Origin of the sequence: Nonomuraea sp. NPDC049784 (genome assembly GCF_040659615.1) — a bacterium.
In the GTDB taxonomy this organism is placed as follows: domain Bacteria; phylum Actinomycetota; class Actinomycetes; order Streptosporangiales; family Streptosporangiaceae; genus Nonomuraea.
In genome coordinates, this window is sequence record NZ_JBFAMX010000027.1 from 26,147 (window position 1) to 44,183 (window position 18,037).

At 68.7% G+C, this 18,037-nt stretch carries 22 protein-coding genes and 1 tRNA gene; 7 read left to right on the forward strand and 16 right to left on the reverse strand.

Features of this window, described 5'->3' with window-relative positions; all coding sequences use genetic code 11:
• Positions 1 to 35 precede the first annotated feature (35 nt).
• Positions 36 to 533 carry a MarR family transcriptional regulator gene (locus AB0J09_RS09760; RefSeq protein WP_360687990.1) on the forward strand — a complete coding sequence of 166 codons (498 nt, stop codon included), beginning with the start codon at positions 36 to 38 and terminating at the stop codon, positions 531 to 533.
• Between the two features lie 6 nt (positions 534 to 539).
• Here AB0J09_RS09760 and AB0J09_RS09765 read toward each other — a convergent pair whose 3' ends face one another.
• A complete protein-coding gene (locus AB0J09_RS09765) occupies positions 540 to 1,037 on the reverse strand; it encodes a SigE family RNA polymerase sigma factor (RefSeq protein WP_360687924.1) in 498 nt (165 codons plus the stop codon).
• A 217-nt stretch (positions 1,038 to 1,254) separates the two neighbouring features.
• On the opposite strand from AB0J09_RS09765, the gene AB0J09_RS09770 reads away from it, so the two are divergent.
• Positions 1,255 to 2,199, forward strand: coding sequence for a hypothetical protein (locus tag AB0J09_RS09770; RefSeq protein WP_360687927.1), 945 nt, complete (start codon positions 1,255 to 1,257; stop codon positions 2,197 to 2,199).
• Between the two features lie 7 nt (positions 2,200 to 2,206).
• Positions 2,207 to 2,998, forward strand: coding sequence for a MauE/DoxX family redox-associated membrane protein (locus AB0J09_RS09775; protein ID WP_360687930.1), 792 nt, complete (start codon positions 2,207 to 2,209; stop codon positions 2,996 to 2,998).
• 103 nt (positions 2,999 to 3,101) lie between these two features.
• Here the strand turns inward: AB0J09_RS09775 and AB0J09_RS09780 are convergent, their stop codons facing one another.
• A complete protein-coding gene (locus AB0J09_RS09780; protein ID WP_360687933.1) occupies positions 3,102 to 4,283 on the reverse strand; it encodes an ATP-binding protein in 1,182 nt (393 codons plus the stop codon).
• A 332-nt stretch (positions 4,284 to 4,615) separates the two neighbouring features.
• On the opposite strand from AB0J09_RS09780, the gene AB0J09_RS09785 reads away from it, so the two are divergent.
• Positions 4,616 to 5,074 carry a MaoC family dehydratase gene (locus AB0J09_RS09785; RefSeq protein WP_360687936.1) on the forward strand — a complete coding sequence of 153 codons (459 nt, stop codon included), beginning with the start codon at positions 4,616 to 4,618 and terminating at the stop codon, positions 5,072 to 5,074.
• A 130-nt stretch (positions 5,075 to 5,204) separates the two neighbouring features.
• On the opposite strand, the gene AB0J09_RS09790 is transcribed toward AB0J09_RS09785, so the two are convergent.
• The 6 genes from AB0J09_RS09790 to AB0J09_RS09815 form a co-directional block, all read right to left on the reverse strand.
• Complete coding sequence (locus AB0J09_RS09790) at positions 5,205 to 5,483, reverse strand: hypothetical protein (protein WP_360687939.1); 279 nt, start codon at positions 5,481 to 5,483, stop codon at positions 5,205 to 5,207.
• Positions 5,480 to 6,982, reverse strand: coding sequence for a radical SAM protein (locus AB0J09_RS09795; RefSeq protein WP_360687942.1), 1,503 nt, complete (start codon positions 6,980 to 6,982; stop codon positions 5,480 to 5,482). The genes AB0J09_RS09790 and AB0J09_RS09795 overlap by 4 nt, the downstream gene beginning before the upstream one ends.
• Entirely contained in the window at positions 6,979 to 7,710 is a 732-nt protein-coding gene (locus AB0J09_RS09800) for a prolipoprotein diacylglyceryl transferase family protein (protein WP_360687945.1), read from the reverse strand. Before AB0J09_RS09800 ends, AB0J09_RS09795 begins: the two co-directional genes overlap by 4 nt.
• 1 nt (position 7,711) lies before the next feature.
• Complete coding sequence (locus AB0J09_RS09805; RefSeq protein WP_360687948.1) at positions 7,712 to 8,002, reverse strand: hypothetical protein; 291 nt, start codon at positions 8,000 to 8,002, stop codon at positions 7,712 to 7,714.
• A 261-nt stretch (positions 8,003 to 8,263) separates the two neighbouring features.
• Positions 8,264 to 8,896: a response regulator transcription factor gene (locus tag AB0J09_RS09810; protein WP_360687951.1), complete on the reverse strand. Its 633-nt coding sequence runs from the start codon at positions 8,894 to 8,896 to the stop codon at positions 8,264 to 8,266.
• A gap of 4 nt (positions 8,897 to 8,900) precedes the next feature.
• Positions 8,901 to 10,136 (reverse strand): histidine kinase, encoded by a 1,236-nt coding sequence (locus tag AB0J09_RS09815; RefSeq protein ID WP_360687954.1) that lies wholly within the window; start codon positions 10,134 to 10,136, stop codon positions 8,901 to 8,903.
• A 341-nt stretch (positions 10,137 to 10,477) separates the two neighbouring features.
• On the opposite strand from AB0J09_RS09815, the gene AB0J09_RS09820 reads away from it, so the two are divergent.
• Positions 10,478 to 10,550 (forward strand) — tRNA-Arg (locus tag AB0J09_RS09820).
• Between the two features lie 94 nt (positions 10,551 to 10,644).
• On the opposite strand, the gene AB0J09_RS09825 is transcribed toward AB0J09_RS09820, so the two are convergent.
• Both AB0J09_RS09825 and AB0J09_RS09830 read right to left on the reverse strand, forming a co-directional pair.
• Positions 10,645 to 10,821, reverse strand: coding sequence for a ribbon-helix-helix domain-containing protein (locus AB0J09_RS09825; protein WP_360687957.1), 177 nt, complete (start codon positions 10,819 to 10,821; stop codon positions 10,645 to 10,647).
• Positions 10,822 to 11,017: 196 nt separating this feature from the next.
• Complete coding sequence (locus AB0J09_RS09830; RefSeq protein ID WP_360687960.1) at positions 11,018 to 11,404, reverse strand: tyrosine-type recombinase/integrase; 387 nt, start codon at positions 11,402 to 11,404, stop codon at positions 11,018 to 11,020.
• On the opposite strand from AB0J09_RS09830, the gene AB0J09_RS09835 reads away from it, so the two are divergent.
• Together AB0J09_RS09835 and AB0J09_RS09840 are read left to right on the forward strand one after the other, a co-directional pair.
• Positions 11,403 to 11,594, forward strand: a complete 192-nt coding sequence (locus tag AB0J09_RS09835; RefSeq protein ID WP_360687963.1) for a hypothetical protein — start codon at positions 11,403 to 11,405, stop codon at positions 11,592 to 11,594. The two genes, AB0J09_RS09830 and AB0J09_RS09835, sit on opposite strands and share 2 nt — an antisense overlap.
• Positions 11,591 to 11,722 (forward strand): hypothetical protein, encoded by a 132-nt coding sequence (locus tag AB0J09_RS09840; protein WP_360687966.1) that lies wholly within the window; start codon positions 11,591 to 11,593, stop codon positions 11,720 to 11,722. Before AB0J09_RS09835 ends, AB0J09_RS09840 begins: the two co-directional genes overlap by 4 nt.
• A gap of 166 nt (positions 11,723 to 11,888) precedes the next feature.
• Here the strand turns inward: AB0J09_RS09840 and AB0J09_RS09845 are convergent, their stop codons facing one another.
• The 6 genes from AB0J09_RS09845 to AB0J09_RS09870 form a co-directional block, all read right to left on the reverse strand.
• On the reverse strand, positions 11,889 to 12,338 hold the full coding sequence (locus AB0J09_RS09845; protein ID WP_360687969.1) for a DUF1931 family protein: 450 nt from the start codon (positions 12,336 to 12,338) through the stop codon (positions 11,889 to 11,891).
• 5 nt (positions 12,339 to 12,343) lie between these two features.
• A complete protein-coding gene (locus tag AB0J09_RS09850) occupies positions 12,344 to 14,011 on the reverse strand; it encodes an FAD-dependent oxidoreductase (protein WP_360687972.1) in 1,668 nt (555 codons plus the stop codon).
• A complete protein-coding gene (trxA, locus tag AB0J09_RS09855) occupies positions 14,008 to 14,439 on the reverse strand; it encodes a thioredoxin (RefSeq protein WP_360687975.1) in 432 nt (143 codons plus the stop codon). The genes AB0J09_RS09850 and trxA overlap by 4 nt, the downstream gene beginning before the upstream one ends.
• 1 nt (position 14,440) lies before the next feature.
• Positions 14,441 to 17,059, reverse strand: a complete 2,619-nt coding sequence (clpB, locus tag AB0J09_RS09860) for an ATP-dependent chaperone ClpB (RefSeq protein ID WP_360687978.1) — start codon at positions 17,057 to 17,059, stop codon at positions 14,441 to 14,443.
• 9 nt (positions 17,060 to 17,068) lie between these two features.
• Complete coding sequence (locus AB0J09_RS09865; RefSeq protein WP_360687981.1) at positions 17,069 to 17,359, reverse strand: chaperone modulator CbpM; 291 nt, start codon at positions 17,357 to 17,359, stop codon at positions 17,069 to 17,071.
• Positions 17,356 to 18,037 (reverse strand): J domain-containing protein (locus tag AB0J09_RS09870; protein ID WP_360687984.1); only part of this gene is annotated, 682 nt, incomplete at its 5' end. The genes AB0J09_RS09865 and AB0J09_RS09870, both read right to left, overlap by 4 nt.

The following is an 18,037-nucleotide window of genomic DNA, read 5'->3' on the forward strand; positions in this document are numbered from 1 at the left end:
TCCAGTCAACTATCGTCGGCTACGCTATGGACGTGATGAATTTTGACGACCCTCGCTTGACGGCCGTTGGACTGCTGGCGGAGGCGCACGCCGGGCTGATGGCCAGGTTCCAGCCGGTGCTCGGCGCCGCGGGGTTGTCTGAGATCGATTTCGAGACCGTCATCAGGCTGGCTCGTTCGCCGGGGCAGCGGCTGCGGATGAGCGATCTGGCCGCGCAGACCGAGCTGTCTACGAGCGGGGTGACCAGGGTCGTCGACCGGCTGGAGCGGGAGGGACTGGTGACCAGGCAGGCGTGCGCCAGCGACCGGCGGGCCTCCTACGCAGTGCTCACCGAGGCCGGGCGGGCACGACTGGAGTCCGTGGTGCCGCAGCACTTGAAGGACATCGAAGACTGGTTCACCGGGTTGCTGAGCGCGGACGAGCTGGAGGCGTTCCTGGCCACGTTGCGGAAGATCAGGGACGTCGTACGACCATGCGCCACCGCCGGCGCCCACGAGCCACATCAGGCGGAAGCCGCAGGACAGGGCTCATAAAGGGGCTCACGAAGGGCGGCGTCCCAGTGCGTTCCTGAGCTTGGCCATGGCCCGCGACACCGTGCTCTTGACCGTGCCCACGCTGATCCCCAGCGTCCTCGCGATCTCCGGCTCGGTCATGTCCTCGTAGTACCGCAGCACGATCGCCGCCCTCATCCGCTCAGGCAGCTCGCCCAAGGCCTGCTCGAGCTGCTCGTGCACGTCCCCGTGCGGCTCTTCCGAAGAAGTGCACACCTCGGGCAGCTCGTCCGACGGGTACTCCTCCAGCTTGCGCCGCCGCCACTGCGAGATGTTGATGTTCACCATGGCCCGCCGCACATAGCCGTCCAGCGCCCCCCTGTCCTCGATCCGGTCCCAGGCCAGGTACGTCTTGGTCAGCGCGTTCTGCAGCAGATCCTCCGCGTCCAGCGGATGACCTGTGAGCTGGTGGGCGGTGCGCAGCAGGGCGGGACCGCGCGCCCTCACGTACTCGCGGAACTCGTCTTCCCAGCTGGTGGTCTGCATCGTGGCCAGAATCGCAGCCTGATGCCCTATTGAGCCTGAACCAGAATTCAGGTTTCGGTCCGCCAACGACAAAGGTCGGTCAAGGTCGGTGGCGGTTTGTTCGTCGCCGGGTGTCAACTCACTTCCCCGGGGATGCGTATTTTGATCCCATCTGCGCCGGTACGGTGTGAGCTACGCCCAAGTCGTGTGAATCTAGTACCCGACGAGGGAGGGGCCGATGGGGTATCCGAGCGTTGAGCGCCGCAGGGTGCTCGCCGCGGCCGCGCTCGGGCGCGACTCCGGCGTTCCAGGCCCCGACCCGGACAACGGAGAGCCCCTACGCGCCGTCGCCGGCGAGATCCTGGACGTCAGCCCGCACCTGATCATCATCGAGACCCCCGCGGGCGCCGAGGAACGGCTCGTGATCGCCCCCTGGGCCACCGCCTGGCACGGTCAGGACGTCGCCCCCGCCGATCTCCCCGGGGGCTCCATGGTCACGATGCGGACGCGCACGGGGCGCGTCGTCGAGCGGATCTGGGCCGACACCACCCGCATCACCGGAACGATCCTGTCGATCAGCGGACGCAGGGACCTGACGGTCGAGCTGGACTGCGGACCCCACCGCGGCCATCGGACGATCACCATCCCCTACCGGGCGTCCGGGCGGCTGCAGGTGCGGCATCCCATGTTCGAGCCCGGGTACCTGTTCGACGCGATCGGGATCAGGCAGGAGGGGGCGGGCCTGGCCCTGCTGCCCGCGACCTCGCAGCCGCCGTACCCGGCCCGCGCCGTGCCCGCCCCGCCGCCCGCGTACGCCGGGCTGCAGTCCCGCATCTCGGGCCCCGCCACCTGGTCGGACACGTTCGACCAGGAAGAGCGGGGCGCCGCGTACCCGATGCTGGAGCGACAGGACACCGGCTGCCCGGATGCCGGGGTGTCATGCACGGGGCTGCCGTACCTCGCGGTCGGATCATTGCTGCAGGTCAGGAACCTGTGCTCGCAGCGAAACGCCAACGTCCCCGTGGTGGCGTGCGGATGCGTGGCCGGGCGTTTCTGCGACCGCTGCGTCGAGTGCGACACCTCGCCGCGCGGCCGGATCGTGGAGCTGTCGCCGTTCTCCTATGTGGAGCTCGGCGGCGACTTGGTCAAAGGGTGCTTCAACGCTCAGATCGGATTGGGGTGACGCGGGCGTGCTCGAATCGCAGCTGCCGCTTCTGATCGTGCTGCTCCTCGCGGGCACGGTGGCCAAGGTGAGCACCGTACGCTCCGGAGGTGAACCTGGCGCACTGTCCAGGCTCGGGCCCGCGGTCCTGGTTCCGGGCCGCATGCAGGCCCCCGCGCTGCTGATCTGCGCGGGTGGCGAGGTGACGCTGGCCACGGGGCTGCTGGTCACCACGCATCCGATCTTCCGGTGGGGTACGGTCGCCTTCTTCTCCATGTCCACGTACGTGCTGCTGGAGCTGCGCAGGCGGCGGCCGGACGCGGGCTGCGGCTGCTTCGGCGAGGTGAGCTCCGCGCCGGTCGGATTGCGCTCGATCGGCAGGACGATCGCCCTGACCGGGATGGCCGGGGTGTCGGTGTGGGCGCCGGTGCCAGGGTGGCCGGCCATGATGCACCCATCCTGGTTGACGGTCGCGGGAGTCGTTGTGCTCGCGGCCCTCTCCCCCGAGCTCGAGGAACTGATCGACCGCGTACGGTTCCGCGCCCCCTGCGAGCAGCGCCGCGGCCCCGCCGAATCGGCCACGCTCACGCGTCTCAGGGCGAGCGGCACCTGGCGGGCCCACGAAGGCGAGCTGACCTCGGCCGAGCCGTACGACACCTGGCGCGAGCTGTGCTGGCGCTTCTTCGCCTTCCAGAACCACGACCAGGACGACGTCGTCTTCGCCGTCTACCTCAGCGGCCGGCGCCCGGCGGTGCGGATGGCCGTGGTCAGCAGGGAGGGCAGCGGATCTCTGCCGGAATATACGCCAGTATCGGCCTGACGCTATAAAGCGTTAGATTCCGCTCGACAGGCACGACGATATGGCTCTATTGGGCTGTCTAGCTTCCCCACTAGACAGCCCAATAGAGGTCTAGGGGCGCGGCTCAGACCGGCTGAGCGCGCAGGAACTTCCCGAAGTGCGGCACCGTGAACGCGATCAGGCCACGCTCGGCGCTGTAGATGAGCCCTTTCTTGATGAGGCTGTCACGGGCCGGCGAGAGGCTGGACGGCTTTCGCCCGAGGGCGTCGGCCACCTCCGCGGTGGCGACCGGCTCGTCGCCGATCTGGGCCATGGCGTGCATGTAGTCGCGCTCGGCCGGGGTGGCCCGCTCGTAGCGGCTGCCGAAGAACCCGACCGCGAGCTCCTCCTCGGCCTCCGGCGCGGAGACCTTGACGTCGTCGAGGGTGATCGGGCTGCGCGGGGCGAGGTCCCAGGCGACCTTGCCGTACGCCTGCACGAAGTAGGGATAGCCGTCGGCCGCCTCATAGAGGGCGTCGAGGGCATCCGGGGTGAACTCCACCTCTTCCTCGCGCGCCGGCAGGATCAGCGCGAGATCGGCCGCCTCCCGGTCGAGCTTGTCGATGCGCGCGTAGCGGAAGAGCCGTTCGGAGTAGCTCTTGCTGGCCGACAGCACGCTCGGCAGGTGCGGCAGCCCGGCGCCCACGACGATCAGCGGCCCGCCCGACTGCGACAGCTCGTGGCAGGCGGCGCAGAGCGCGGAGACGTCGGCGGGCTGCACGTCCTGCATTTCGTCGATGAACAGCGCGATGCCCACCGCCAGGTCGGTGGCCACACTCGCCGCGTCGACGAAAAGCTCGGTGAGGTCGATCTCCAGGTCGCCGGAGTCGGCGCGCCCGCGACTGGCGGGCACCTCGATGCCGGGCGACCAGTGCGAGGTGCCCTTGGCCGCCGCCGGATCCCGCATGGCGAACGCCTTCAGCACCCCGAGGAACTCCTCGATGCGCTCGGGCGCGCGGTGGCGCGGCGCCAGCTCGCGGATGGCCATGTGCAGCGCGGCCGCCACGGGACGCCTGATCGACTGGTCGGGCCGGGCCTCGATCTTGCCCGTGCCCCACAGCCGCTGCATGGCCATGGACTTGAACGTGTTGAGCAGGACGGTCTTGCCGACGCCCCGCAGGCCGGTGACGACCATGCTGCGCTCGGGACGGCCACGGGCCACCCGCTCCAGCACGACTTCGAACTGCTGCAGCTCACGGTCACGCCCGGCGAGCTCCGGCGGACGCTGTCCGGCGCCGGGGGCGTAGGGGTTTCGCACAGGGTCCACGCTCTCGGACTTTATTGCCGGATATAGCGGCCGTCTTAGATTTGGGAAGAAAGTGCTACGGCGTGTCCGAGCAGGGGCGGTTGCGAGCACCGTCATCGGACACACCCCCTCTCACCAGGCCGAACCCTTGTTCGATTGCGGTACCTAGAACTGTAGCGCGGACTCGAACACCTATGCGATGGTTTCGAGTAAAGATCTTTGCAACAGGCCGAGCGCCCTCGCGCGCATCGGTGTTGTGGAGTTCGAGGATTCGTCCGCGCGCGGGGCGCCGATCCTCGACCGCGGGTGCTGAACTTGGCAGCCGTCCCACCCGAGCAATAGCGTTCGGATTCATGCGGACCTTCGCGAATGTTCAGGAGCTCAAGGCGGCCGTCGGCGAGAAGTTCGGCCCGACCGAGTGGCGCACCGTCACCCAGGACCAGGTCAACCTCTTCGCCGACGCCACCGACGACCACCAGTGGATCCACGTTGACGTGGAGCGGGCCAAGGAGGGGCCGTTCGGGGGCACGATCGCCCACGGCTACCTGAGCCTGTCGCTGCTGCCGTCGTTCATGTTCGAGTTGGTCAAGGTCGAGGGCATCGCGATGGGGGTCAACTACGGCCTCAACAAGGTCCGCTTCCCCCGGCCGATCCCCGTCGGCGCGCGGATCAGGGCCGTGGGCGAACTGCTCGACGTCAAGGGCACTCCGGCCGGCTACCTGTCCAGTCTGAAGATGACGATCGAGGTCGAGGGCGAGAAGCGGCCGTCCTGCATCGCCGAGACGCTCAGCCTGTACGTTCCCGCCGAATAGGCTGGCAACAGTAACGCGCCCTCGCTGATCCCTGGGTTCGTGGATAATTTCGACGAGTTCGTCCGAGCCCGGGGGGTGGCGAGCGGATTCCCGGCACGCTGGGCACGCCCGTGGACTGCCCTTCTGGCCGTCAGTGGATGATCGCCACGACCGCCACGACGGCGAGGAGCCCGAGGTAGGCCAGGACGAGCCGGGTGTCCCTGAGCAGGCACTTGCTCCGGGTCAGCCCGGCTCGCCGCGCCTTCCAGTAACCGGCGAACCCCAGCACCGCGAACCCCAGCACCGCCCACGGCCCGAGCAGCCAGGCAAGGAGCGCGACGGTCGCGTACACGCACAACCGGAGCGGATCATACGGCTGGGCCTTCGCCGGGCCACCGCCGGCAGCCGGAGCGGATCCCGACGCCGTCACGACGCCACCACCGACAGCCGCTGCCTGGAGAGCTGCGGCCAGGCCTGCACGGCGCAGAACGGCGCGCACTGGTCCTGCTCGGCCCGCGTCCCCACGTGCACGCAGCACTGCGTGAGCCGTTCCTCGATCATGGTGGAGATGTCCATGAACGGCTTGACAGTGATACGCACCACCCGCTCCCCCAGCATTCTGCGCAGCTTCTTCCGCCTGACCGTCAAGGCGAGCAGGGTGGACATGCCGAGGTCGCAGTTCTCGCAGATGGTCCGCCACACGTCGCCGATCTGGGGATGCGACAACGACGACTGCTCCGACAGCAGGCCGAGAAGGGACTCCTGTACGGCCAGGCGCAGCTCGCGCGGGAGCTCGGTGTCGGCGATGCGGTTGGAGACCAGGCCGAGGTTCTCCTTGAGGCGGTCGTGCCCGATCAGCGCCGTGAGCGAGCGCCACCTTCTCGAGTCGTCGCGGAGGAGATAGCCGACCGAGCAGCAGTGAGGGTGGGAGCAGGGCAGGGCGGTCAGGTCGCGCCAGGTCACGAGGCCTTCGGTCTGGGGGTCGAGGCGCTTGAGCACGCCGGTGTGCGTGAGCCTGTTCGTGGGGTCGACGGCGCCCGATCTGCCCGACGCGAACTGGGGCTGGATCGACACTCCTCCGACGTACGGGGTGTCGAGGGCGAGCCGTACGACTTCGCCGATCTCGCCGTCGTTGACCCCCAGCGCGGCGGTCATGACGAGGGTGGTGAAGATCTCACGCTCGGACAGCGCGCTGATCGCCTGGGCCTTGATGCGGGTGAGGTCGCCTCCCCTGTGGTGCTTCGAGGCCTCGGCCGACGGTCCGTCGTACTGGAGGTAGATCTCCACCCGCTCCCTGTGTCCCGTGAGGAGGTCCAGGAGGGAGTCGTCCCTGGCTATGAGCACGCCGTTGGTGTTGATCAGGATGCGGGTGATCGGGCGCGCTTCGAGCTCGGTGAGGAGGGTTTTGAGCTCAGGGTGGAGCGTGGGCTCGCCGCCGCTCAGCATGAGGACGTCGAGCTTGCCGTTCTCTCTTTCGAGGCGCTGGTCGACATTCGCGAGGATGTCTTGTACGGGGACGATGCCGGTCAGGTCAGGGGAGCTGTCGGCGAAGCAGGTGGGGCAGCGGAGGTTGCAGGCTTCGGCTATGTCTTCCAGGAGGATGCAGGTGTGCTGGGTCTGCATCTCGGGGAGGCCGTGGAGGTAGGCGGAGGGTATCGGACGGAAGTTACCGGAAATATCGGGTACGTGCTGCTTTGTCGGGGCGGTCCACTCTTCTAGATATTTCAGGATTTCTGGGTCTTCGTCGTACAACGTCCGGATTAGGCCGTGCTCGCGGCAGCCGCGCTCCAGCCACACCTTGCCGTCGCGCTCGGCCAGGTAGCCGCTCAGCCGTTCGACCCTGTCGAGCTCCTGACCGTGGCAGTGAGGGCAGAACGCGTTGACGTACCTGTGGATGCGGTCGCCCCGCAAACCCATGCCTGCGCTCATGTCATGACCTTTCGCTCGAAGAGGGGGTCGTAGTAGCCGCGCCGCCAGCCGTACCCGAGCCTGATGGCGAGCAGCAGCAGGCTCGGGATCAGGAACCACTGGGGCCTGGTCAGATCGAGCCAGACCGTCTCATTCGCCCTGGTGAACTCGACGAGGAAGCGGAAGGCGGCGTACGCGGCCAAGTAGAGCGTGAACAGCTCGCCCGGCTGGATCAGCCGCTTGCGCGCCCACTGGAGCACGGCGAACGCGGCCAGCTGGAAGACGATCTCGTAGACGAACGACGGATGCATGGCCTGGCCGGTGAGACAACCGGGGCACTCGGGGGTGGTCGGGGGCGCGTGCACTCCCCACGGCAGATCGGTCGGCCTGCCCGGCGCCTCTGTCAGGTGGCATCCGATCCTGCCGACCGCCATGCCGAGCGCGACCGCCGGGGCGAACAGGTCGCCCGTCCGCTCCTTGTAGCCGACGATCCTCTTGGCCACCAGCACACCCACGTACGCGCCGGTCAGGCCGCCGAGGATGCTGCGGGAGCCGTACAGCCAGAGGTCCTGCAGGTCGAGCGTCTCGAGCCAGCCCGCCAGCCGCATCCCGATGGCTCCCCCGACCAGGGCCCCGGCGACCGCCGTCAACGACTGCTCGTTGAGCGCGCCCCTTCTCCTCGCCTCCCGTACGAAGACGACGGAGGCCACGAGCACGCCCAGGCCGACGAAGATCTCGTGGTAGGGCATGTCAGCCGTACAGGCCCGGGTTGAGACCTGTGCAGTAGCCGGCGGACACGATGGACCAGAGGGCCCACCCGATCATGAGGCCGAGGCCGAGGCCTTTGGTCCACGGCCTGCGTACGAAGAGCAGTCCGATGCCCGCGCCGAGGCCGATGAGGGCGAGCGCGACCGTGCCGGCGATCAGGTAAACGGTGGCGTTGGCGCCCGCGGAGCCCATGGCGATGACCACGAGGAATCCGATGACGACGTTGAGGACGCTGTAGATGGCCAGGCCGGCGAACATCAATGCGATCAGCACGCCGGTGGAGGGGGCCCTGGATGGGGGCGGCGGCCCATAAGGCGGCTGACCGTACCAGGGCGGCTGACCGTGAGACGGCGGCTGACCAGGAGGCGGCGGCTCCCCTGCCCCGGGTCCTCCTTGGCCGGAGCTCCCTTGACCAGAGCTCCCTTGAGACGGCGGCACCCAACCCGCCTGCCCTTCAGAGGAGCCTTTCTGAGGCGGGGTGGGCTCTCCCGGCTGCGGGGGCGGCGGCGTGCTCACAACGCCCAGACTAAGCCTCTAGATCCCTTCTCCCGAGTAGTAAATCGCGGCCTGCACCCGGCTCTTCAACCCCAGCTTGTTCAGCACCCGGCTGACATGCGTCTTCGTCGTAGCCTCCGCCATATCGAGCTCCCTGGCGATCTCAGCATTGGACAGTCCCCGCCCGATGCACGCCAGCACCTCCCGTTCGCGAGGGGTCAGGCTCTCCGGATCGGCCGCCGGCTCCCTGCGCGGTAGTTGTCCGGCGAACGCCGCGATCAACTTGCGCGTAACCCCGGGTGAGATCAGCCCATCTCCACGCGCCACCAACCGCACGGCCTCGATCAGCGAGTCGGCGTCCGTGTTCTTCAGCAAGAATCCGGCGGCTCCCGCCCGCAGCGCTCCGAAAACATATTCATCGAGGTCGAACGTGGTAAGGATCAGCACATCACTGATGCCCGCCAGCTCCCGGGTGGCGGAAATGCCGTCGAGGCGCGGCATGCGCACATCCATCAACACCACATCGGGCCGCATCTCCCGGGCCATGGTCACGGCCTGCTCCCCGTCCCCCGCCTCGCCGACGACCTCGATATCGCCGGCCCCCTCCAGGATCAGCACGATCCCCACCCGGACGGCCGCATGATCGTCGGCAACCAGCACCTTGATGGTCATCGGCTCACGCCCTCTCCGGCCGTACTTCCAGAACGGACAGGGACCGTTCTCCTTCCCCACGGAAGCCCGGCACCAGATCCCGATCGGAGCCGCCGGCCGATACGGCCTGATCATCGGCGGTGGGAAGCGCGGCCACCACCCGCCACGCATCACCGTCGCCCGAAGACCCGGCCTCAAAAGATCCGCCGACCAACGAGGCCCGCTCCCGCATGCCGATCAGCCCGGCCCCGGCCCCGGGCAACCGCGCCCCACGCCTGCCGACCGCGTTCTCGACACTCACCAGGACCCGCCCCACCTCGTACGAAATGACGGCCCGAACAGGCGAGTCGCCATGCTTGAGCGCGTTGGTGAGCGCCTCCTGCAGAATCCGGTAACCGGCCAGATCAACAGAGGCGGGCAATTCCCGAAGCGCGCCCTGAACCCGCAGCTCGGCGACCAGTCCGGCGCGCGTGACCCTCTCCACCAATGTCTCCGCATCGGCCAGCCGAGGCCGAGTGGTTTCCGCGGGATCGTCACCCTCCTGACGCAACAGCCCGATCATGGTTCGCATCTCGGCCAGCCCTTTCACGCTGTTCTCCCGTACGGACTCCATGACCTTCCGGACCGTCGCCGAATCCAGATCCTTGCGAGAAAGGGCGGCGGTGGACTGAATGGCGATGGCGCTGAAATGGTTCGCGATCATATCGTGCAGCTCACGCGCCATCCGCGTGCGCTCAGCCGCGACGGCCGCCTGCCGATCGAGCTCGGCCAAATGAGCCACCTGCTCGGCGCGTACCCGCTCCACCGCGGCCCGATCCCGCTGCTCCCGCAGAACCAGCGCAGTGGTAACGGGGACGACCAGCACCAGCCCCGCCTGCACCCCCATGACGGCGAGCATCCACCAGTCCTCGGCAAAGATCCCGGCCACGGCCCCGGCCGCAATCGCGAGCGCGGCGGTAATGAAGAGCAACCACCGAGCGAACCGAACCGGCCCATAAAGCGCGGCCGCATAGAGGTTGTCGGTGAAAATCAAGACCGTCGCGAGCGACGGCCCCACAAAGGCATCGATCGCGACCCCGGCAACCCCCAGCCCCAGCGAAGCCAGCGGCGCCCGCTGCCGCACCACAACCCCGGCACAGGTGATCGCCAGCGGCACGCACAAGACCCAGGTGGGCGCCCCACGTTGCAGAAAGGCCCCGCCCGCGATGAGCACCATCCCCATCGCGAAGGCCGCCCCAGCTCCCAGCGCCTCCCGCTTCATGCCCCCATCTCACCACCCCGCCCGGCCACTTCCCTCCTGCGAGGGACCCGCCTGTGGATACACCCTTCGATGTATCCACAACCCCCGTTTCCCCAGCGGGCCAAACCGGACTACTCGCTCGTCCCGGGCCTGGCGTACGGGACCTCCTCCACCCTCCTACCGGCCGTGACCCTCCTCACTCCGGCACCCACGCCACGCCGACTGAGTGTCCGGCCCGCTCAAGACACCCTGACCACCCTCTCCCGGCCCCTCAACCATGCCGGACCTAGCGGACGAGCCCAAGATTGCGGTATCTGGTTCGAGGCACTCCCCAAAACCCGCTATGCTTGCTTACGCAGCGAGCGGCCGTAGCTCAATGGATAGAGCATCTGACTACGGATCAGAAGGTTACGGGTTCGACTCCTGTCGGCCGCGCACAGTTTGACCTGGGAGTTCCTTGATCTAAAGGGACTCCCTGAGTCGTTTCTAGGAGTGTGCTGTAGCAACGGCTGTAGCAGCGCCGGTTCGTTCACTGAGGTTCACCCCCGTTCGTAGTTGTCTCTTCGCTTCGTAGATGCCGGGCGATGTACTCGTCCACGGCCTTCGAGATGAGCCACGATCGACTCCGGTCCTCTCGCTCGCCAATGGCGTCGAGCCCCGCCTTCTGCTCATCCGTCAGCCGGACAGTGGTCGGCTTATTCGACACGACTACATTGTAATACGAGTGACTACATCTGACTACATCGCTCTAGCGTGCCGGATCTCTCCGTGTTTCTGCACTTCAGAGGGGGCGTGTAGGGCCGTGTAGGGTCTACCTGTTCCACCTACGCGCCTATACGTACAGAGCTAATACCTGAATCCCTACACACCCCTACATTCCCGCAGGTCAGCAGTGCATCGGGTCATTGAGCGATGCGGCCGAACCGGGACAGCGCCCCGTCCATCGAGTCCGCGGCCCGGCGCTGTACCTCCTCGGTGAGGTGCGTGTAGATCTCCGAGGTCGTGGCGAGCCGGCTGTGCCGAAGAGTCCCCTGGATAGTCTTCATGTCCACGCCCTCCCCGTGCAGCCAGGTCGCCGCGGTGTGCCGGAGGTCGTGAATCCTCACCCGCTTGCCGTCCGGCCGCGTGATGCCCACCTCGTCGCACAGTGCATTCCATGCCCGGTTGGCGTTCCGCGGCTCGATCGGTGTCCCCACCGCGGCCTGGTCCGGGGTGACCGTGCCCCCCGCCGAGCCGTTCCCCGATCTGCCCTTGTGGATGGCGACAGCGCTGCCCGGCTTCTGCAACATGACCGTGAACACCCCCGAGGGCGAGGACCCGAGCATCGTGTCTGAGGAGGTAGGCCGCTGGTTCCCCTACGCGACAGTCCAAGGCGACTCGTTCGCCTACCTGTCCATCCGGCCGACCGGAGAGGGCCGCGACGAGTTCGGCGCAACGGCTACGGCCCGCGCGGCGGCGACGTCGCCCAGGCCATCGTGAAGCAGGTCCAGGTCTGGGACCGCGACTACCGCAGCGGGCCCGGCCCGCAGTTCGCGGTCTGGCCGATCAACGCCCCCGTCGAGGTGTCCCTTTCTCCCGGGACATCCGGCAGCGAGGGACCGCCATGAATACTCCCCACGCACCCCCTGACGGCGGCTTCTCTGCGCGAGCTTCTGATGGCATGCGGGTTGCTTCCCAAGGTTGGGCGGCCGGATAGCGGCCCGCGTCGGTCGAAGTCGTGGCTAGGGCGGTAGGAGCCGGTGAAGGTGGTGCCGTCCGCACAGCCCGCGTTGATTACAACAGCAGGTTGAAGAGCCTGGTCAGCCGCTCCCACTGCTCGGTGGCCGGGTTCTTCAGCGTGGGGTAGACGATGGTGAACGCCTTGGCGAGCACCATGGAGAGCCCGCCCGCCACGGCCGACAGCCGCGACTCGGTCTCCTCGCTGAGCGACAGGTCGAGCGGCGGGAGCGCCCGGAGCTCCGTCAGGATCGAGGCCAGATCCAGTTCCTCGTTCAGGTCCCGGAAGTCGTGCATGTTCTCCTGTAGCCCCTTGGTGATGGGCAGGTCCCAGAACTCGATGACGTCGCGCCTGTTCGACTTCGCCGCGGCCTCGGCGACGACGAGCATGTCGTACAGCTTCCGGTTGATGAAGTCGCTGTAGCGCTTGAGGTCGGACTTGTCCACGTCGAGTCCTGCGGCGGCGCGGAAGAAGTGCTCGAACCTGGAAATCGCGATCATCGGCATCCTGATCACTGTCCTCTCGGTCGATTCCCTGTCGTGGTGAACCTTTCGTGCACCAGGCGTACCGCCATGGCGCCCTCCCCGACGGCGGACGCGACCCGTTTGGTCGATCCGCTGCGGACGTCGCCCACGGCGAAGACGCCCGGCCGCCCGGTCTCCAGGGGCAGGGCCTCCCAGTGTGACGACGAGCCCTCGCCTGTGATGACGAAGCCCCGGTCGTCCAGCGGGACGGCGCCCTCCAGCCATCCAGTGTGCGGATCCGCGCCGATGAAGACGAACATCGCGTTGGTCTCGATCTCGATGAACTGCCCGGTCTGGTTGTTCTGGGCGCGCACGGCCCGCAGAAAACTGTCGCCGAGGAGCTCGCGTACTTCGGTGTGGAACATGATTTCGATGGCGGGAGTCCTGGTGATCGCATCGGCGAGGTAGCGGGACATGCTCCCGCCGAGGTCGCCGCCGCGGACGAGCAGGCGCACCGACGAGGCGTTCCTGGACAGGTACAGTGCCGCCTGGCCCGCGGAGTTGCCGCCGCCGACGATGACCACCGGCGCCTGGCGGCACATGCGCAGCTCGAACGGCGTCGCCGCGTAGTAGACGCCGCACCCTTCGTACTTCTCCAGATCGGGGACGTCGAGTTTGCGGTAACGGGCGCCGGTGGCGATCAGTACGGCGTGGCCCCGTACGACAGGCCCTCCAGCGACGTGGACGGTGTAGTGGCCGTCGTCCGCCTCCAGCCCGCTCGCCTCGGCCGGGACGGTCAGCCGGGCGCCGAACTTGGCCGCCTGGATGACGGCCCGCTCGGCGAGCTCGGCGCCCGAGATGCCCGACGGGAAGCCGAGGTAGTTGTCGATGCGGGACGAGGTGCTCGCCTGGCCGCCCGCGGCGACCGCGTCGAGCACGACCGTGATCAGGCCCTCCGAGGCCCCGTACACGCTCGCGGCCAGGCCGGCGGGGCCCGCGCCCACGACGATCAGGTCGCACACGCCGTCGGCCGGCCGGGGCGCCGGCAGGCCGACGGTCTTCGCCAGCGTGGCGACGGACGGGTTGCGCAGCACCTGGTCTCCGCGCCAGATCACGACCGGGGTCTCCTGCGGGGAGATGCCGAGGTGGCGGAGGAGCGCATCCGTCTCCTCATCCTCCTCCAGGTCTATCCATCGGTGCGGGAGCCTGTTGCGGGCGGCGAACTCGCGCAACCGGCGGGCGTCGGGAGAATAGCGGGAGCCGATGATGCGGAACCCGGCGTCCATCCCGATCAGCATGGTGCGGCGGGTCAGGTAGGCCCGCAGGACGAGGTCTCCGAACGCCGGGTCACCGGCCACCATCGTGCGCACCTGGTCGGCCGGGACAGCCAGGATCTCGCCGGGCTCCCGCACGACGGCGGTCAGGAATCCGGCCTGGCCGGTGAGGAGGCCGAGCTCGCCGAGAAAGCGTCCGGGGCCGTGGACGGCGATCGTCCGCTCCTCCTCGCCGCCGTACCCCTCGACCGTGGCCACCTTGCCCCGCAGGATCACGATGAACTCCCGGGCCGGCTCACCCTCCCGGTAGAGCACGTCGCCGGGCGACACGGTTCTGCGCTCGCCGCATTTCGACAGCTCGGCGACGCGCCGCTCGTCCAGACGGGGATAGGCCCCATGCAGGTCCGGTGTCTCGGACAGGGAGGCCGCCGACTCCATCATGACGGTGTCCTCAACGTCCCCTCGACCCATTCGCGGAGCTGGGCCGGCGGGGCCCCGCCCGCGCGTTGTGCCACGACGCGGCCTTCGTTGAGCACCATGAGCGTCGGCACGGCCGTGATCGTGAACCGCTGCGAGAGGGCCGGGGCCCGGTCCACATCGACCTTGACGAGCTTCACCCGTCCGGCCATCTCGTGGGCGAGTTGTTCGAGCGCGGGCGTGACCGCCCGGCACGGCGCGCACCACTGCGCCCAGAAGTCGACGAGGACGGGGAGGCGCACCCGTTCCGCGACCTCCGCGAAGGTGTCGTCGCCGGCGTCGGCGATCCACGGCAGCGGCTGGTGACAGTTCCCGCAGCGGGGCCGGCCCTCGGCCGCAGCCGGAACCCTGTTCTGCCTCCCGCAGTTCACGCAGGTCACGACGGTGTGCATGTCAGCTCCTCGGCGGGTGGAAGGTGACGTTGAGTTCCCCCTTGTCGGCGCCGACCGTGACGGTCGAGCCGTCGGGGACGTCGCCGGCCAGCAGGGCGCGGCCGATCCTGGTCTCGACCTCTCGGGCGATGAAGCGGCGGAGCGGCCTGGCGCCGTAGACGGGGTCGTACCCCTGGTTGGCGATGAGCTTGCGCGCGTCCTCGGTGACCTCCAGCGTGAGCCGCCGCTCGGCCAGGCGCTGCCTGATGTCGTTGAACATCAGCTCGACGATCCGCTCGATCTCCGCCTCGGTCAGCGGCTTGAACAGCACGACGTCGTCGATCCTGTTGAGGAACTCGGGGCGGAAGTGCCGGCGCAGTTCCGCCATCACCCCGTCGTGGGCCTCGGGCTTGATCTCGCCGTCGGGGGTGATCCCGTCGAGCAGGTGGTGCGAGCCGATGTTCGAGGTCATGATGATCACGGTGTTGCGGAAGTTGACCGTGCGGCCCTGCGCGTCGGTCAGCCGGCCGTCGTCGAGGACCTGCAGCAGCGTGTTGAAGACGTCCGCGTGGGCCTTCTCGATCTCGTCGAACAACACCACCGAGTACGGCTTGCGCCGCACCGCCTCCGTGAGCTGCCCGCCCTCCTCGTAGCCGACGTAGCCGGGAGGGGCGCCGACGAGGCGGCTGACCGTGTGGCGTTCCTGGTACTCGCTCATGTCGATGCGGACCATGTTGTCCTCGGTGTCGAACAGGGCCGCCGCGAGTGACCTGGCCAGCTCGGTCTTGCCGACCCCGGTCGGCCCGAGGAAGAGGAACGACCCGATGGGGCGACGGGGATCCTTGATGCCGGAGCGGGCGCGGATGATGGCGTCGGCCACCAGTCGCACGGCCTCCTCCTGCCCGACGACCCGCTCGTGCAGGATCTGGTCGAGCTTGAGCAGCTTGTCCCGCTCGGCCTCCTGCAGCCGGGACACGGGAATGCCGGTCCAGCGCGAGACGATGTCCGCGATCTCGTTCTCGGTCACCACCTCGCGCAGCAGCCGCTGCCCGTGCTGCCGGCTGCTCAGCCGCTCCTCCTCGGCGCGCAGCCGGCGCTCCAACTCGGGGAGCTTGCCGTGGCGAAGCTCGGCGGCACGGTTGAGGTCGTAGTCGCGTTCGGCCTGCTCGGCCTCCCGCCGTACGTGCTCGATCTCCTGCCGCAGGCTCTGGACCTTGCGCAGGGCCGAGCGCTCGGCCTCCCACTGCGCCCGCATCGCGTCGGCCTCGGAACGCAGGGCGGAGAGCTCCGTGCGCAACTCGGCGAGCCTGGCCCGGCTGGCCGGGTCCTCCTCCTTCTCCAGGGCGGCCTCCTCGATCTCCAGCCGCCGCACCCGCCTGGTCAGGGCGTCCAGCTCGGCCGGCATGGAGTCGATCTCGGTCCTGATCATCGCGCACGCCTCGTCGACCAGGTCGATCGCCTTGTCGGGCAGGAACCGGTCGGAGATGTAGCGGTGGCTCAGCGTCACCGCGGCGACGAGAGCGCTGTCCTGGATCTTCACGCCGTGGAAGACCTCCAGCCGCTCGCGCAGGCCGCGCAGGATCGAGATGGTGTCCTCGACCGAGGGCTCGTCGATCAGCACCGGCTGGAACCTGCGCTCCAGGGCGGCGTCCTTCTCGATGTGCAGGCGATACTCCTCGACCGTGGTCGCGCCGATCATGTGCAGCTCGCCGCGGGCCAGCATCGGCTTGAGCATGTTGCCCGCGTCCATGGCTCCCTCGGTCGCCCCGGCTCCCACCACCGTGTGCATCTCGTCCACGAACAGCAGGATTCGGCCCTCCGCCGCCTTCACCTCGTTCAGCACGGCCTTGAGGCGTTCCTCGAACTCCCCGCGGTACTTGGCGCCCGCCACGAGCGCGCCCATGTCCAGGTTGAAGACGGTCTTGTCGTGCAGCCCCTCGGGGACGTCGCCGTTGGCGATGCGCTGGGCGAGCCCTTCGACGACGGCCGTCTTGCCGACGCCGGGGTCGCCGATCAGCACCGGGTTGTTCTTGGTCTTGCGGGAGAGGATCTGGATCACCCGCCGGATCTCCGTGTCGCGGCCGATCACCGGGTCGAGCTTGTCCGCCCGAGCGTCGGCGACCAGGTCGCGTCCGTATTTCTCCAGCGCCTCGTACGCGACCTCGGGCATGGCCGAGGTGACGCGCTGGTGACCGCGTACGGAGGTGAGCGCCTCCAGGAACCGGTCCCTGGTCAGCCCCTGCTCGTGCAGCAGCCGACCGGACACGGTCGTGGATCCTTCCTCGATCAGGGCCAGCAGCAGGTGCTCGACAGAGATGTACTCGTCCTTCAGCCGGCTCGCCTCCCGGTCGGCGGCGTCGAGCAGCCGCGACAGGCGCTGGGTGACGAACACCTGGCCCGGCGCGGCGCCCGGCCCGCTGACCTTGGGCCGCCGCGACAACTCGGCCTCCAGGTCGGCGTGCAGGCGCCGCGGATCGGCTCCGGCCTGCTCCACCAGCCTGGGTGCCAGACCTTCTGGCTGGTCGAGCAGGGCCATCAGGAGATGCTCGCCGTCGACCTCGGTGTGGCCGAAGCGCAGGGCCTTGGTCTGGGCGTCGTGCAGGGCTTCCTGCGACTTCTGCGTCATCCTGTTCGGGTCCACTCCAGCCCCCTAGCGTCGTGAGAGGCCGCGCAGGGCGGCCTCCAGCTCCTCGATCCGGTCGAGGAGGTCGATCACCACGCCGATCGCGGCGTAGTTGATGGACAGTCCCTCGTGCAGCCGCTGGATCCGGGCCGCGATTGCCACCTGGGAGGGGGCGAAGCACAACTCCCCCCTGGCGTTCCTGGTCGGCTCCAGCAGGCCGAGCGTCACCAGCCGGTGCACGGCCTGCGGGTGCAGGCCCGTGGCCCGCGCGTAGGAGTCCAGGTCGAGTCGGATCGGGCGGACGATCGCGTACGTCATGAACGCCCCCTCGGGTCGAAGTGAGAGACGGCGGCGAGCTGCTCGAACAGGCGCCGCTCCTCGTCCGTGAGCCTGGCCGGCACCATGATCCGGACCTCGGCGAAGAAGTCGCCGGGCGCTCCGCGCGGATTTGGCATACCGCGGCCCTTCAACCGCAGGCGGCGGCCCGAGGACGTGCCCGGCGGCACCTTCACCTTCGCCTCGCCGCCCGGGGTGTCCACCGCGACCGTGGCGCCCAGCGCCGCCTCCCACGGAGCGAGAGGCAGCGAGGCGTGGATGTCGCGGCCCTCCACGCGGTAGCGGGGATGGGGGGCGATTCGCATGATCAGGAGGAGGTCGCCGGCCGGCGCTCCGTCGATTCCATGCCCGCCCTGGCCGGCCAGCCTGATCCGCTGACCGTTGGTGACCCCGGGTGGGATGTTGACCTCCAGTCGCCTCCCGCCGGGTAGCGTGATGGTGCGCCGCCCGCCGTGGTAGGCCTCCTCAACGGAAAGCGTCAGCTCCGCCTCCTGGTCGGCACCGGGCACGGGGCCCCAGTGCCGTCTGCCCCGGCCGCCGAACATGCCGCCGAGCAGGTCCTCCAGGTCGACTCCCTCGCCGAAGCCGAAGTCCCCGGGCCGGGCCTGGCGCCACTGGCCGCCCGCGCCGGCCCGCGCGCCGGCGCCCGCACGGGCGCGG